Source organism: Dactylosporangium sp. CA-139114 (assembly GCF_050955725.1).
In the GTDB taxonomy this organism is placed as follows: Bacteria; Actinomycetota; Actinomycetes; order Mycobacteriales; family Micromonosporaceae; genus Dactylosporangium.
This window is the reverse complement of record NZ_CP192080.1, coordinates 6,825,113-6,840,134: the sequence shown is the minus strand read 5'-3', so window position 1 is coordinate 6,840,134 and position 15,022 is coordinate 6,825,113. Positions and strand designations below refer to the sequence as shown.

Below are 15,022 nucleotides of genomic sequence, written 5' to 3'. Positions count from 1 at the left end.
CGGTGACGCGGCGGCGGTGGGTGTGCACGGCGGCGGTCGGGATGGTGCCGGTGGCGCGGCCGGGGTGGGTGTGCACGGTGGCGGCAGGGGTTGTGCCGGTGACGTGGCGGCGGTGGGTGTGGGCGGTGGCGGTCGGGATGGTGGCGGTGGCGTGGCCGGGGTGGGTGTGCACGGTGGCGGCAGGGGTTGTGCCGGTGACGCGGCGGCGGTGGGTGTGGGCGGCGGCGATCCGGTTCTTGACGCCGAGCTGGCCGCGGCGATCGAGCGGCGGCACACCGACCGGCGCCCGTTCGGCGACGAGCGGCCCGCCGACGCGGTGCTGGACGAGCTGCGGGCGGCGGCGGGGCGGCACGGGGTGCACCTGCAGATCGTGCGGGACGACCAGGTCACGGCGTTCGCGGGCGCGGTCGCCCACGCCGGGGAGGTCGAGCGGGACGATCCGCGGTTCCGGGCCGACCTGCGGTCCTGGACCAACCGGGCGCACGGGGACGGGGTCACGACGCACAGTGTGGTGGCGACCACCCGGCGCACGGTCGCGCCGCGGGACTTCGCGCTCAAGGCGGGGCTGGCGGCCGGGCCGGGGAGCGACCGGGGCACGGTGTACGCGATCTTCGTCACCGACGGTGACGAGGCCCGGGACTGGCTGGCGGCCGGAGAAGCGCTCTCCGACGTGTGGCTGACGCTCACCGCGCGCGGGCTGGCCGCGTCGCCGATCAGCGAGGTCGTCGAGGTCGCCGGTGTGCGCAACGCGCTGCGGGGGCTGCTCGGCGGAATCGGCAACCCGGCCGTCGCGATGCGCATCGGCGTCCCGGTGCAGGAGGACGCGCCACCGGCGACCGCTCGCCGCTCGCCGTCCGCAGTGCTGAGCTGATCGGTTCCGCTCGGCCGGAGCCGGTTGTCATCCGCCGTGCTCGGCTGACCGGTTCCACGCTCGGCCGATGCCGGTCGCCGTCCGCCGCGCTCGGACGGCCGGTTCCGCGGCGGTCAAGGCCGTGCGCAAGGACGCCGACGCAGGCAAGTCGAGCGATGCGCGGCGGCCGGCGCGCGGTGCGGGAGGCGATGCGCGGCCGGTGGGCGGCGTGGTGCGGGAGGCGGTGCGTGGCGGCGGGCGGGTGGCGTGGTGCGGGAGGCGGTGCGCGGCGGCGGGCGGGTGGCGTGGTGCGGGAGGCGGTGCGCGGCGGCGGGCGGGTGGCGTGGTGCGGGAGGCGGTGCGCGGCGGCGGGCGGGTGGCGTGGTGCGGGAGGCGGTGCGCGGCGGCGGGCGGGTGGCGTGGTGCGGGAGGCGGTGCGCGGCGGCGGGCGGGTGGCGTGGTGCGGGAGGCGGTGCGCGGCGGCGGGCGGGTGGCGTGGTGCGGGAGGCGGTGCGCGGAGCCGTGCGCGGCTCGGGGTAGCGTCGGGCGCGTGGCGGGGCTCGCGGGGCGGATTCGGCAGCGGCTCGGGGTGCGCATGCGCTCCGCGCTCGCCGCCTCCGTCGTCGTCGCCGTCGCGTCCGTGCTCACCGGTGTCGCGTTCGTCATCGCCGCGCGGCTCATCCTCACCGGCAACGTCGACCAGGACACGAGCGACCGGGCCGCCCAGGTGGCCGGTGCGCTCGACGACGACGCCGCGCTCGCCGCCGTCATGCGGCCGTCGCTGCGGGACCGCACCGTCGTGCAGGTGCTCGGCGCCGACGGCCGGGTCCTGCGCGCCTCCGCGCTCATCGCCGGGGCCCAGCCGATCTCCTCGCTGCGGCCCCAGCCGGGGCAGACCAGGCGGGAGCAGCGCCGGCTGGCGGTGGCGCACGACGAGTACTTCCGGATCACCGCCCTCGGGGTCGACTCGGACGCGGGGCCGCGCACGGTGCTCGTGGGGCAGTCCATCGACGAGATCGACGACGGCACCGAGGCCGCGATCGGGGCCCTGGCCGTCGGGCTGCCGCTGCTGACCGTGATCGTGGGGGTCGCGACGTTCCTGTTCGTCGGGCGCTCCCTGCGGCCGGTCGACGCGATGCGCCGGCAGGCCGAGACGATCACCGGGCGGAACCTGCACACGCGGCTGCCCGTCCCGCCGACCGGTGACGAGATCGCCGCGCTGGCCGCGACCATGAACGGGATGCTCGACCGCATCGAGTCCGCCACCGCGGCGCAGCGCCGGTTCGTGGCCGACGCCTCGCACGAGCTGCGCAGCCCGCTGTCCACCGTGCTCGCGGGCCTGGACCTGCTCGGGGACGCGCCGCCCGTGGTGCGGATGCGGCGGGAGAGCGACCGCATGGCCCGGCTCATCTCCGATCTGCTGCTGCTGGCGCGGGTGGACGAGAAGGGGCTGCAGCTGCGGCGGGAGGACGTCGACCTCGACGATCTGGTCTATCTGGAGCGGGAGCGGCTCACCGCCGAGCGGCCCGAGCTGCGGGTCACCGCGCGCTCGGCGCCCGTGCGGGTGAGCGGCGACCCGCACCACCTGCAGCGCGTGCTGCGCAACCTGCTCGACAACGCGGCCCGGCACGCGCGGCGGGCGGTGGAGGTGACGGTGGAGGCTCGGGACGGTACCGCCGAAATCACGGTGTCCGACGACGGGCCGGGCATCGCCCCCGCGGACCGGGACCGGGTCTTCGACCGGTTCGTCCGCCTCGACGAGGACCGCTCGCGCACCGGCGGCGGGACCGGGCTCGGGCTGCCCATCGCCCGCGACATCGTGACCGCGCACGGGGGCACGCTGACGGTCGAGGAGTCCAGGGCCGGCGGGGCACTGCTCCGGCTGAAACTGCCGCGATAAAGCGAAACTTGCGCCGTGAGCGGGCGATGAGCCGAGTGGATGAGACCTCGGACCGGTGGATGGACGGTGGCGCGCCTGCTCGCCGCCGGCTACCTGCTGGCCATCGGCGGGCTGCTGGTCGTCGGCGCGGCCGCCTACGTGCGCATCGGCACCCTGCTCGACGCCCGGGCCTCGGTCGAGGCCGGCCACGCGGTCATCGACGACATCGACACGCTGCGCGAGGAGCTGCAGAACGCCGAGCGGGGCCAGCGCGGCTACGTGATCACGGGCAACGCGCGCTACCTGGACCCGTACACCGCCGCGGTCGCCGCCATTCCGGCCACGCTGGACCGGCTGGCGGCCCGGACCCCGGGCGACGCGACCCTCGCGCAGGTGCGCGATCGGGTCGCGGACAAGCTGAGCGAGCTCGCCGACACGATCGACCTGCGGCGCACCGAGGGTTTCGAGGCCGCGCAGCGCATCGTCGACACCGACCGCGGCGCCGCCGACATGGCCGCCATCGAGAGCGGCCTGAGCCGGATGCGCACCGCCCAGCAGATCCGGCTCGCCGCCAACCAGCGCGAGACGGCGGCCGCGGCGATCGCGACCCGCCGCTCCATCCTCGGCGGCGCCCTGCTCACCGCCGTGCTGGCCGCCGTGGGCGCCTGGTGGGTGACCCGGCAGGTGTCCCGCCCGATCGCTGCCGTCACCGCCGCCGCCCGCCGGGTCGCCACCGGCGAGGTGGTGGTCGCGCCCGTGGCGGGCGGGGCGGCCGTGCGCGGGCCGGCGGAGCTCGCCGAGATGGCCGACGCGGTCGACGAGGCGACCCGGGTCGTGCTGCACGCGCGCGACGAGGCGATGGCCGCCACCCAGGCCAAGTCCGCGTTCCTGGCCACCATGAGCCACGAGATCCGCACCCCGCTGAACGCCGTCATCGGCATGACGGGGCTGCTGCTGGACACCGACCTGGGCGCGGAGCAGCGCGAGCTCGCCGCGACCGTGCGCGACAGCGGCGAGGCGCTGCTGGCGATCATCAACGACATCCTCGACTTCTCCAAGATCGAGGCGGGGCAGCTGGAGCTCGAGGACGCCGTGTTCGACCTGCGGGAGTGCGTCGACAGCGCGCTCGCGCTGGTGGCGGTGCCCGCGGCCGGCAAGGGTCTCGAGCTCGTCGCCGACGTGACCGAGGCCCCGCCGCTGCGCGGGGACGTGACCCGGCTGCGGCAGGTGCTGGTGAACCTGCTGTCCAACGCGGTGAAGTTCACGTCCAGCGGCGAGATCGTGGTGACCGGGTCGTTCGCGCTCGCCGACGACCGCGTCCGGGTGGAGCTGGCGGTCGCCGACACCGGGATCGGCATCCCGCCGGAGCGCATGGACCGGCTCTTCCGCTCCTTCAGCCAGGTGGACGCGTCGACGACGCGGACGTACGGCGGAACCGGCCTCGGCCTCGCGATCAGCCGCCGGCTCGCCCGGGCCATGGGCGGCGACCTCACGGTGGTGAGCCGGCCCGGCGAGGGCTCCACGTTCACGCTTACGGTGCTGCTGAAGATCTCGGCGACCGCGCCGCCGGCGGTCACCGCGGACCTCGGCGGGCGCCGGGCGCTCGTGCTGTCCGGCAACGCCACGCTCCGCCGGGTGCTGTGCGCGCAGCTCACGCAGTGGGGCATGGAGTGCGTGCCGGACGCGTCCACCGCCGAGGTCGTGCTGACCGACGGCCGGTCCGCGGCGTTCGACGGGCCGAGCATCCTGCTCAGCACCGTCAACGCGCCCCGGCCGCCGGGCTTCGCGGCGGTGCTCGCCAAGCCCGTGCGCACGGCGGCGCTGCAGGCCGCGCTGGACCGCGTCCTCAACGGGCCGGCGGAGTCCTCCGCGGCCGAGGATCCGGCGGTGGTACCGCCCGTGCGCCCCCTGCGCATCCTGGTCGCCGAGGACAACCAGGTGAACCAGACCGTCGCCACGATGATGCTGGCCAGGCTCGGCCACCGCGCCGACGTGGCCGCCAACGGCGCGGAGGCGCTCGACGCGGTGCGGCGGGTGCGGTACGACGTCGTGCTCATGGACGTGCAGATGCCGGTGCTCGACGGCCTCGACGCCACCCGGCGTATCCGCTCCGAGCTGCCGCCCGCGGCGCAGCCGCACATCATCGCGCTGACCGCGAGCGCGCTCATCGAGGACCGGGCCGCGTGCGAGGCGGCCGGGATGGACGACTTCCTCACCAAGCCGATGCGCCTTACCGACCTGGCCGCGGTGCTGTCCGCGTTCACCAGCGCCCAGACCTTCGCGGAGCCCGTCGCGCAGCCCGAGGCGGCGGCGGAGCCGGACGGGCTCGAGGACGGCATCCGGGCCCGGATTCGCGAGCTCACCGACGACGATCCCTCGCCGCCGGAGCTGGAGCTGGTCGGGCGGGTGCTGGGCTCCTTCTGTGCCAAGGCCCCGGAGACGCTCGCCCGGCTCACCGACGCCGTCGGCCGGGGCGACTCTGCCGCCGCCGTCGGCGCCGCGCACACCCTCACCGGCGCCGCGGGCAACGTCGGCGCGGCCGTGCTGGCGCGGCTCAGCGGCGAGTTCGAGACCCGGGCCCGCGGCGGGCTGCCGCACGACGCGACACGGGCGCTGGAGGAGCTGCGGCACGAGCTGGACCGCGTGGTGGCCGCGGTGACCACGGTCCGCGAAGGGCTGCGCTAGAAGCCCATCACGGGCACGGCCTCCACGGCGCTCCAGGCCAGGGCGCCCGCGGTGCACGCGGCGAGCGCGGCGATCCCGTAGAGCGGCCACGCCCGCGGCCCGCGGCGGCGGGCGAAGGACCAGGTGGCCACGGTGATGCCCGCCGCGGCCTGCAGCGCGCCGGTGGCCGGCCCGCCGCGGAGCGCGTCGCCGGTGAACAGCGGCGCGGCGACGATCGCGATCCCGGCCCCGGCGAGCAGCCCGCACGCGATGCCGGCGGCGATCGCGGCGCGGCGGGCCCCGTCGGCGCGCACCGCGTGGGCGAGCGCGCCGAGCGGGGCGCCGCCGGCGACGGACAGCAGCATCCAGTAGCCGAAGGCCCGCAGCAGCGGCCCGAACTCCCCGCCCGGGCGCAGGCCGCCGGGCAGGTTGAGCCAGTAGTAGCAGCCGGTCGCGGTGCACAGCACGATGACCGCCGCGGCCGCCGCCCCTCGCCGTGTGCGGGCCGGGTATGCCGCGGCGAACGCGGCGCAGCCCCAGGCGAAGCCGGTGCTGGCCACGAACTGCAGGACCGTGCGCAGGGGGCCGTCGGCGAGATCGGCGCAGAAGGCGGCGATGCCGAGCGCCACGCCCGCGGTCAGCGGCCAGCCGATGCCGATCCGCTGCCGGGCGGACGCTGCGTGGGACTCCACCATGAAGCCATGATCCAGCCGAATGACGCGCGGCGCTGCCCCTTGGAGGCTTTTGGGCGAGTGCTGCGTGAGTTCAGGCGTTCTCGCGCGGCTGCACGGCCAGCTGCACGGTCTCCAGCGCCCGCACGGACTCGACGGCGAGCGGTTCGAGCTCGCCGAGGCCCGGCACGGCGTGCATGGCGGGCGCGAGGTCGGCCAGCAGCCGCGCCGTGTCCAGCGCCAGGAGCGCCGCCTCGGTCGGGTCGTCGTCGCCGAGGCGGGCCTTGATCTCGCCGCCGAGGCTCGGCAGCGTGGACTCGTCGGTCTCGGGCGGGAGGCGTTCGGCCAGCGCCGGCGGGTCCGGGGTGTGGACACGGCGCCGGCGCAGGGCGGCGACGAGCGGGCGGCAGTCGCCGTAGCGGTCCAGCAGCGCCACGAGCTCGAGCGCCCGGGTCACGAGCCGGGGCCGGCCGGGGAACCGGTCGAGCCATGCCAGCAGCGCCTCGTCGCCGCCGACGTGCTCCATGATGTGCTGCAGGCAGGAGGCGATGGGCGTGCACGGCGGCTCGGACTGCCCGACGAAGTATGCCACCTGCCCGGCGAGCGCCGCCTCCTCGGCGGCGCCCAGCCGCCCGGCCCTGAACCTTCCGGCCGCACTCAGGTCGAGGCCGCCTACGGGAAAGGTCGTCACGGGCGGTGGGCTACCCGCCGTCAGACCGGCGAAACCGTGCGGCCGAGGACCGTCCACGCCGTCGCGGTGACCTCGATCGGGCCGGTCGCGGGCAGCAGCGTCGCGCAGCGCTCGCGCAGGGCCTCGCGGCGCGGCCCGTCCAGCGTGCGCACGTAGTCACCGGCCGGCCCGACACCCAGCGTGAACGGCTCCCACCACGCGTCGAAGCCGGCGAAGGTCGTGCGCACCGTCAGCTCGGCCGGTTCGAGGTCCCGCAGGCCGGCCGCGCGGAAGAGCTCGGCCAGGTGGCCCTCGCGCGCGCCGGCGAGGCCGGACTCGTCGCGGGCGGCCGGGTCGAGCTCCAGCGCGGCGCGCCAGAACACGGCCAGCGGGCCGCCGCCGCCCGCGTGGTCCCACACGCACGCGGCCACCAGGCCATCGGGCCGGGTGACGCGGGCCATCTCGCGCAGCCCGGCGACGGGGTCGGCCATGAAGTGCACGACGAGCTGGGCCAGAGTGCGGTCGAAGGTCGCGTCGGCGAAGGGGAGCCGCTCCGCCGCCCCGCTACGCACGTCGGCGTCGGGGAAGCGCTCGCGGGCCGTGGCCACGAACGACTCGGACGGATCGACGGCGGACACGGACGCGGCCCCGAGCCGCTGGACGAGCTCGGCCGTGAGCGCCCCGGTGCCGCAGCCGACATCGAGCGCGCGCTGCCCCGGCGAGACGCCCACGAGGTCGGCGAAGCGCGTCGCGAGGGGGACCGAATACCGCCCCATGAACCGCCCGTAGGCGTCCGCCTGCACCTCGAAGCTCACCCCGGCGATGCTAGACCCGCATCTCAACGGCCCGCAGTGGGCAAGATGGACGTATGGCCCTGCAGCGTTTGTCGCAAGTCGTCGATCTCGCCGTGTCCGCCGCGGGCACGGCCGCCGGGACCGCCGCGGCCGTCGTCGCGCTGCCCGGGCGGGTGGTGCGCCTGGTCGGCGGCGCCGAACTGCTCCTGGCCCGCGCCACCGCGACCCTCGACGCGGCCGACGACGCGATCGGCCGGGTCCGCGCGCTGAGCACCTCGGCCGCGGACCTGATCGACCAGGCGGGCCGGATCGCGACCCGGGCCGACGCGATCGCCGGGCAGGCCGCGCGGACGGCTACGAACGCGGACGCCCTCGTCGTGCGGGCCGGTGCGACGGCCGCGACCGCGGATGTGGTCATCGGCCAGGCGCGGCAGATCGCGACGGGCGCCGACGCGCTCGTCGCCCAGGCCGCCCAGACGGCCGCGAGCGCCGAGGCCCTCGTCAAGCAGGCCGGTGAGACGGCCGCGAGCGCCGACGCGATCGTGGCGCAGGCGGAGCAGACGGCCACGAACGCGGACGCCGTCGTCGCCCAGGCCGCGCGGGCGGCGGACACCGCGGAGGAGCTGCTCGGCGGCTACGAGCCGGCGCTGCGCCGGTTCATCGAGAACCTCTCGCCCGACGAGGTCGACGCGGCGATCCGCATGGTCGACGACCTGCCGCGGCTCGCCCATCACCTCAACACCGACATCCTGCCGATCCTCGCGACCCTCGACCGGGTCGGCCCCGACATCCACGAGCTGCTCAACGTCACCCGCGACCTGCGCCAGGCGATCGTCGGCATCCCCGGCTTCGCCATGTTCCGCCGGCGGGGCGAGCGGCACGAGCACGAGATCGAGGAGCATCACGACCACGGGCGCGAGGACGGGGACGAGCGCTGAGGGCTACAGGGCGATCCCCGGCTCGGGCAGGGCGACGGCGGTCGCGCGCGCCGATGCCGCGCGGGCGCCGGCGACCGCCACGGCCGCCATGTTCGTGCCCACCACGATCACGATGCCGGCCCAGACGTGCGCGGCGGGGACCTGGCCCAGGATCGCCGCGCCGGCGAGCGCCGCGAACACCGGGTGCACGCTCTGCAGCAGCCCGAAGAAGCGCGGCGGCACGCGGCGCAGGGCGATGACGTCCGCGGCGTAGGGCACGACCGAGCACAGCACGCCGGCGCCGAGCGCGTAGAGCAGCCCGGCCGCGGTGAAGCGGCCCTGCACGGTCAGCGCGACGGCGACCGGCAGGTAGAGCACCGCCGCGACCGTCGTGCCCACCGCCGGGCCCTGCAGGCCGGGCAGGCGCGCGCCGACGAGCCGGTTGAGCAGGATGTATGCGGCCCAGCACGCCCCGGCGAGCAGGCCGAGGCCGAGCCCGGCCAGGTCGGTGCTCGGGCCGGGCAGGACGAGCACGTAGACGCCGATCCCCGCGACGACGGCGCACAGCAGGTCGACCGGCGTGCGCGAGCCGCACAGCGCGACGGCGAGCGGGCCCAGGAACTCGAGGGTGACCGCGAGCCCGAGGCCGATGCGGTCGACCGCGGTGTAGAGGCTGATGTTCATCGTCGCGAAGACCAGCCCGAGCAGCAGCGCCGGCCACCACTGCGACCAGGTCAGGCGGCGCAGGTCGGGCCGGGCCACGGGCAGGAGCACCGCCGCCGCCACGAGCTGACGGACCGCGACGACGCCCGCGGGCCCGATCGCGGGGAAGGCGCGCGCGCCGAGGGCGGCGCCCGCCTGGTTGCCGGCCGCGCTGGCGAACATGGTCGCGAGGGCGCCGCCGGTGCCGAGGTTCAGCCTGCTCACGACCATGATTCTGGGCCGGGGCAGCGGGGGCGCGGAAATGCGTGCGGTGCGTCATTCATACGCTGTACGCATGGATCTGGAGCTGCGGCAGCTGCGCGCGTTCGTCGCCGTCGTCGAGACCGGCACCTTCACCGACGCGGCCGGGGCGCTCGGGCTGTCGCAGGCGGCGGTGTCGCGGTCCGTGGCCGCGCTCGAAGCGGCGCTCGGCGCGCGGCTGCTGCACCGCACGACCCGGCACGTGCGCCTGACCGCGACCGGCACCCAGGTGCTGCGCCGCGCCCGGGCGGTGCTGGACGAGGTCGCGCACCTGCGGCGGGTCGTCGAGCGTTCGCGCACCGAGCTGCGGGTGGGCTACGCCTGGGCGGCGATGGGCCGGCACACGCGCCGCATCCAGCGGGCCTGGTCCGGGCTCCATCCGGGCGTGCCGCTGGTGTTCGTCCAGCACAACAGCCTCGCCGCCGGGCTGACCGACGGTACCGCCGACGTCGCCGTGGTCCGCCGCGCGCTGGAGGATCCGCGGTTCGCGACGGCCGGGGTCGGATTCGAGCACCGCTGCGCGGCCGTGGCCACGGAGCACACCCTCGCGCGCAAGCGCACGGTGCGGCTGGCCGACCTGACGCGGTACACGATGGCGATCGACGATCGGACGGGCACGACGAGTCTCGGCCTCTGGCCGGCGGGCGCGGGGCCGGCGTCGGTGCGCCCGACGCGGGGCACGGACGAGTGGCTCACCCTCATCGCGGCGAACCAGGCCGTCGGCGTGACCTCGGAGGCGACGGCGCACCAGAACCCGCGCCCGGGGGTGGCCTACCGCCGGATGAGCGACGCGCCGCCGATCGAGGTCCGGCTGGCCTGGTGGCGCGACGACCCGCCCGCCCACCTCGACGACCTGATCGCGCTGACCCGCGACGCCTATGGACCGTGAGCCTCGGCTCCGGTCGGCCGGGCGGATTGATGCGCTCCGGTACGCTGCCCGGCATGAGTCTGCCGCAGCGGACGGCGATCCTGGAGGCGATGCACCGCGAGGCGGAGGTCGGCGACAAGACGCTGGCGCCCAACAGCTACCTCGTGCTCGTCGCGCCCGGCGACCACCCGCGGCTGGTGCCGCTCGCGGGGCCGCTGGCTCGCGCGCAGGCCGAGTTCCTGGCCGAGCAGCGCTGGGGCGTCGCCGACGAGGTGGTCGTGGAGCTGCAGCCCGACGACACCGTCCCGCCCGGCTCGTTCAAGATCATCGCTGACGTGCGCAAGGCCCGCACCCGCCGCGAGGACGAGGCCGGGCGCGGGGTCACGCTGCTCATCGACGACGGCCGGCGGTACACGGTCCAGGCCGGCGAGACCGTCATCGGCCGCGGCCGCCAGGTCGACCTGCGCGTGCGCGACGAGGGCGTGTCGCGGCGGCACGCGGCGCTGCGCTACGACGGCAGGACGGTGGTGCTGACGGACCTCGGCTCGACGAACGGCACGCTGCTCAACGACCGCCCGGTGACCGAGCCCGTGGCCGTGAACCCCGGCGACGTGATCACGCTGGGCGGCGTGACCCTGACCGTCCAGGGCATGCGCTGACCCACCGCCCGCCAGGGTCCACAGTGGACGCCATCGGGCCGGCGATTCCAACCGACAGGCCCAATGAGTCCGGCTCTCGGACCGCTAGGATCGAGCGGCATGACCCGGTCCGCGGACACCTTGGGCGATGCGCGCGAAATCCTCCTGGGCAGGCGTTCGGCGACGATCAAGCTCCTCGACACGCTGCTCGGCGCCGGAATCCTCGCCGCGGGGCCGATCGGCCTGGCCACGGGCCAGCCGTGGCTGCTCGCGGCGTGGGGCTGGATCGACCAGAAGAACGAGCTCATCGTCCGGCTGGACGAGCTGGTGCGCAAGGGCCGTGCGAAGCTGCGCAAGTCGTCGGGCCGGCCGCGGCACGAGCTGCTCGCGGCCACGCACGCGGCCCTGACGGCCGGCGCGTTCTTCGCCGCGCTGCGCGACGAGCTCGGCCCGGTGTACGACGAGCTGGAGCTGACTGAGGCCGACCTGGCCCGGCTGAGCGTGACCGCGGACCAGCGCGAGGCGCTGCACAAAACGGTCGACCTGCTGCTGCGGATCCCGATCGACCTGCCGTGGTCCGGCCGCGGGTTCGAGGCCAACCTGAAGGGCCAGATCCTGCCCCACTACCTCATGCTCACTGCCAGGTGCCTTGACTTCTTCACCGGCTTCCGGGCCTTCTCCGCGAACCTCGGCGAGTATTCGCCGCGCCGCGCCGACGCGATCGCGCAGCGGGCGGCCGAGCGGTATCGCGCCGACTTCCTCGGCCTGGCCGCGGAGATCCCGGAGTTCCGGATCTGGGCGGAGTTCGGCGAGCACCTCGCCGAGCAGAACGCCCTCGCGCGGATCGAGGAGCTGACGCGGTTCCTTGCCGCCCCGGCCAAGGCCGCCCGGCCGGCGCTGCGCAACCTCCATCGCGCCGTCCTCGCCGCGCCCATCGTCGACCTCGAGGAGGCGACCGGCGATGTCACGGCCGTGCGGGTGCCGAGCGTGGAGCGCGGGTACATCGAGCCGGCGTTCCGCTGGGCGGTGATGGGCCCGGATTCGCTGCCCGCCCACGAGGACTGGTGGGGCCGGCAACCCCTGGGGTTAGACCTCGCCGGATTCGTCGCGGCCCACGTCGTGTCGCCCGCCGCCGCCGAGCGGCCGATGGTCGTGCTCGGCCACCCGGGCAGCGGCAAGAGCCTGTTCACGAAGGTCTGCGCCGCGCGGCTCGACGCGTTCGTCACCGTCCGGGTGCCGCTGCGGGACGTTCCCGACCCGACGGCCGGCGTGTACCGCCAGATCGACGACGTCCTGCGCGCGGCCAGCCACGAGCAGGTCGAGTGGCGGACGCTGTGCGAGTCCGGGGGCCCTGCGGTGCGGGTCGTGCTGATCGACGGCCTCGACGAGCTGATGCAGGCCACCGGGGCCACCGAGTCGCGGTACCTGCGCAACGTGATGGACTTCCAGCGCACCGAGGCGGCCGTCGACGGCCCGGTCTCCGTCATCGTCACCTCACGGACGCTCGTCGCCGACCTGGCCGCGATCCCCGAGGGCTGCCTCGTGGTGCGGCTGGAGGAGTTCACCGACGAGCAGATCGACGCCTGGGCCGGGCGCTGGGCCGAGGCGAACGAGCCCGGCGTCGCGGCCGGTCAGGTGCGCCCGGTCGCGGCCGACGCGCTGCGGGGCTACGGCGACCTAGCCCGGCAGCCGCTGCTCCTGTTGCTCCTGGCGATCGTGGCCGCGGATCGGGAACTGCCCGCCGACGGTACGTCCGTCGGCCTCTACCGCATGCTCCTCGACGACTACATCCGCCGTGAGCTGGCCCGGCCCGACAACCAGGCGTCCGGCCTCGCCGAGGACGAGCGGCGGGAGGCCGAACTGTGGAAGCTCGGCCTGGTCGCCTTCGGCATGCTCAACCGCGGCCGCCAGCACCTCGCCGAGCGCGACCTCGAGGCCGACCTGCTGGCCCTGCCGGGCCCGATCCCGGTCGCCGAGGTCCAGCGGCGCGACCTGGGCCGCTCCCTCGATCCGGCGCGCCGCATCATCGGCCGCTTCTTCTTCGTCGTCGCGGCCGAGGCCGACGGCGGCGCCGGCGGCCGCAGCTACGAGTTCCTGCACGCCACGTTCGGTGACTATCTTGTCGCCTTTCACACCTTCGAGCTGCTGCGGGACGCGGCCGCCGCCCGCTCGCTGCGCACGGCGTCGCAGTCCTGGGACGACGATCTGCTGTTCGCGCTGCTGTCCCAGCGGCTGCTGGCGGGGTACGGCTCCCGCGCCCTCGGCCTCTTCGCCGAGCAGGCCCGCGGCGACGCGGCCGTCGCGGGCGTACTGGAGCACATCGCGGCCATCGCGCAGGACCGCTGGGGCCCGGGCCGCCACGCCGCCTACGCCCCGTCGAGCCGGGTCGCCGTCCAGCGCATCGCGACCTACTCGGCCAACATCGTCTCCCTGCGGCTGGCCATGGCCGACGAGCCGGTGGAGCTCGCCCGCCTGTGCCCGCCGCACGCCGACGTCCGCTCGTCGTGGGCCAACCAGGTCCGCCTGTGGGACGCCGCGCTGCAGCCCCTCGCCGGGCGGGCCGCCTTCATCAGCGGGCTACACGTGGTGGACGGCGACGGTCTGACGGCTTCGTGGCGTCCGTCCTCTGGCTATCTCGATGAGATGGTGGAGATCGCTGCTCTGAACGAGCCTCGCGCGATGCAGCTCGCCGCCGGACGGGCGCTGCTCACCGGTGACGACGGCCCCATGGACCAGCCGGGCCCGGCGATGGCGCGGGATCTGGCGGAGCTGCTGCTGCGCGGCTACGCCTCCCCGGAAAGCCTCGCGATCCTCGCCGACGTGAGCCGCATCCCCGGCGAGCTGCACGACCTCGCACTTAGTGCGGCGGCCCGGCACGGCGGAAGTCTCGACGCCGCGACGGCGAACGATGTCCTGACCCTTCGCAGCAAGCGCATGGACGAGGCCCACGCGATGCTGGCGGTGCGGCACGGGATCCCGGTCAAGCAGACAGGCTCGAGCGAGCTCTGGGCTATCATGCTCCGCCTGGGGGCCCAGCTCAACGGCGTGCGCTCGGGCGGGGTCAGCGACACACCCGAGGGCCGGGCGATGCTCGCGCTGCCGCCCGAGCTCGCCCGCAAACTCATTCCGGAACTCGCGGCCTCGCTGCTGTCAGCGCGGGAGCAGGACCAGGCGTGAGGAGGCCGAGCCCGTGGCCTGGGCCTGCCAGGCGCTCGGGGCGTCGGACAGGGGGACGGCCTCGTACGAGACGCTCAGGCGGCCCGCCGCGGCGTGGGCCGCGATCGTGCGCATGGTCTGCGCCCGCTCCGGCTTCGTCAGGGAGTTGTTCGTGTAGCCCAGAATCCGCAGCGAACCGCTGCGCAGCGTGGCCGAGTCGAAGGGCGCCGTCGGGGCGGCCGAGCCGCCCAGGTTGACCAGGCGGCCGCCCGGGCGCAGCACCTGCAGCGCCGCCGCGGCCGGCACGCCGAAGAGCGGGTCCAGCACCAGGTCGAGCGGGCCGTCCAGCGCCGGGCGCAGCCGGGCGGCCAGGCCGGGCACGGTGTCGTCGTCGAGCAGGGGCACCACGGCGTCCGCGCCCAGGGCGGCGGCGCGGGATCGGGCCTGCGCGGAGCGGCAGGCCGCCACCACGCGGCGGGCGCCGAGCAGGCGGGCGATCTGGATCGCCGCCTGCCCGACGATGCCGCCGCCGCCCAGGACCAGCACCTGCTCGCCGGTGCGCAGGTCGCCGCACGAGGTGAGGGACTGCCACGCCGCGACGGCGGACAGGCCCAGTGCGGCGACCAGCGCGGGGTCGGCGGCCGGGGGCAGTTCGACGACGTCGTCCGGGAGCACGTGGCAGAACTCCGCCATGCTCCCGTCGCCGGGGCGCATGCCGGCGTCGGTGGCGAACCACACGGGCGTGCCGTCGGGCAGCGCTCCGACGCCCTGGACCCCGGGGACGTACGGGACCGGCGGGGCGCCGAAGTACGACGTCCCGGTCGCGCACAGCACGTCCAGCGGCGTGATCGGCGCGGCGGTCACGGCCACCCGGACACCGCCGGACGGCGAGGGCTCGTGCGCGGCCACGACCGGCGGCTGTCCACATCGGACGATCAGGGCGGCCCGCATG

Annotated in this window: 12 protein-coding genes; 7 read left to right on the top strand and 5 right to left on the bottom strand. The window is 75.8% G+C overall.

The annotated features are described in order from the left end of the window. Window positions 1-151 precede the first annotated feature (151 nt). From ACQP2P_RS30405 to ACQP2P_RS30395, 3 genes are all read left to right on the top strand, one after another. The gene (locus ACQP2P_RS30405) at window positions 152-871 is read left to right on the top strand and encodes a hypothetical protein (protein ID WP_433606569.1); all 720 of its coding nucleotides are present in this window, start codon (window positions 152-154) and stop codon (window positions 869-871) included. A 529-nt stretch (window positions 872-1,400) separates the two neighbouring features. After that, window positions 1,401-2,750 (top strand): ATP-binding protein, encoded by a 1,350-nt coding sequence (locus ACQP2P_RS30400; protein WP_433606567.1) that lies wholly within the window; start codon window positions 1,401-1,403, stop codon window positions 2,748-2,750. Between the two features lie 66 nt (window positions 2,751-2,816). Further along, window positions 2,817-5,414 (top strand): ATP-binding protein, encoded by a 2,598-nt coding sequence (locus ACQP2P_RS30395; RefSeq protein ID WP_433606565.1) that lies wholly within the window; start codon window positions 2,817-2,819, stop codon window positions 5,412-5,414. Here ACQP2P_RS30395 and ACQP2P_RS30390 read toward each other — a convergent pair. The 3 genes from ACQP2P_RS30390 to ACQP2P_RS30380 all read right to left on the bottom strand — a co-directional run bounded on the left by ACQP2P_RS30390 (window position 5,411) and on the right by ACQP2P_RS30380 (window position 7,549). Continuing rightward, a complete protein-coding gene (locus ACQP2P_RS30390; protein WP_433606563.1) occupies window positions 5,411-6,088 on the bottom strand; it encodes a hypothetical protein in 678 nt (225 codons plus the stop codon). The genes ACQP2P_RS30395 and ACQP2P_RS30390 overlap by 4 nt on opposite strands. Before the next feature lie 70 nt (window positions 6,089-6,158). Next, window positions 6,159-6,755, bottom strand: coding sequence for a hypothetical protein (locus ACQP2P_RS30385; protein ID WP_433606561.1), 597 nt, complete (start codon window positions 6,753-6,755; stop codon window positions 6,159-6,161). A 20-nt stretch (window positions 6,756-6,775) separates the two neighbouring features. After that, entirely contained in the window at window positions 6,776-7,549 is a 774-nt protein-coding gene (locus ACQP2P_RS30380; RefSeq protein ID WP_433606560.1) for a class I SAM-dependent methyltransferase, read from the bottom strand. Window positions 7,550-7,602: 53 nt separating this feature from the next. Between ACQP2P_RS30380 and ACQP2P_RS30375 the strand changes: the two genes are divergently transcribed. Beyond that, window positions 7,603-8,466, top strand: coding sequence for a hypothetical protein (locus ACQP2P_RS30375; protein ID WP_433606559.1), 864 nt, complete (start codon window positions 7,603-7,605; stop codon window positions 8,464-8,466). Between the two features lie 3 nt (window positions 8,467-8,469). Here the strand turns inward: ACQP2P_RS30375 and ACQP2P_RS30370 are convergent, their stop codons facing one another. Further along, complete coding sequence (locus tag ACQP2P_RS30370) at window positions 8,470-9,378, bottom strand: EamA family transporter (RefSeq protein ID WP_433606558.1); 909 nt, start codon at window positions 9,376-9,378, stop codon at window positions 8,470-8,472. Window positions 9,379-9,442: 64 nt separating this feature from the next. Here ACQP2P_RS30370 and ACQP2P_RS30365 point away from each other — a divergent pair, with 64 nt between their 5' ends. The 3 genes from ACQP2P_RS30365 to ACQP2P_RS30355 all read left to right on the top strand — a co-directional run bounded on the left by ACQP2P_RS30365 (window position 9,443) and on the right by ACQP2P_RS30355 (window position 14,091). After that, the gene (locus tag ACQP2P_RS30365; RefSeq protein ID WP_433606556.1) at window positions 9,443-10,297 is read left to right on the top strand and encodes a LysR family transcriptional regulator; all 855 of its coding nucleotides are present in this window, start codon (window positions 9,443-9,445) and stop codon (window positions 10,295-10,297) included. Between the two features lie 53 nt (window positions 10,298-10,350). Beyond that, window positions 10,351-10,935 (top strand): FhaA domain-containing protein, encoded by a 585-nt coding sequence (locus tag ACQP2P_RS30360; RefSeq protein ID WP_433606554.1) that lies wholly within the window; start codon window positions 10,351-10,353, stop codon window positions 10,933-10,935. A 99-nt stretch (window positions 10,936-11,034) separates the two neighbouring features. Then, the gene (locus tag ACQP2P_RS30355) at window positions 11,035-14,091 is read left to right on the top strand and encodes an NACHT domain-containing protein (RefSeq protein ID WP_433606552.1); all 3,057 of its coding nucleotides are present in this window, start codon (window positions 11,035-11,037) and stop codon (window positions 14,089-14,091) included. Here the strand turns inward: ACQP2P_RS30355 and ACQP2P_RS30350 are convergent. Continuing rightward, on the bottom strand, window positions 14,065-15,021 hold the full coding sequence (locus ACQP2P_RS30350) for a quinone oxidoreductase family protein (protein ID WP_433606550.1): 957 nt from the start codon (window positions 15,019-15,021) through the stop codon (window positions 14,065-14,067). The two genes, ACQP2P_RS30355 and ACQP2P_RS30350, sit on opposite strands and share 27 nt — an antisense overlap. Between the last annotated feature and the right edge of the window lies 1 nt (window position 15,022).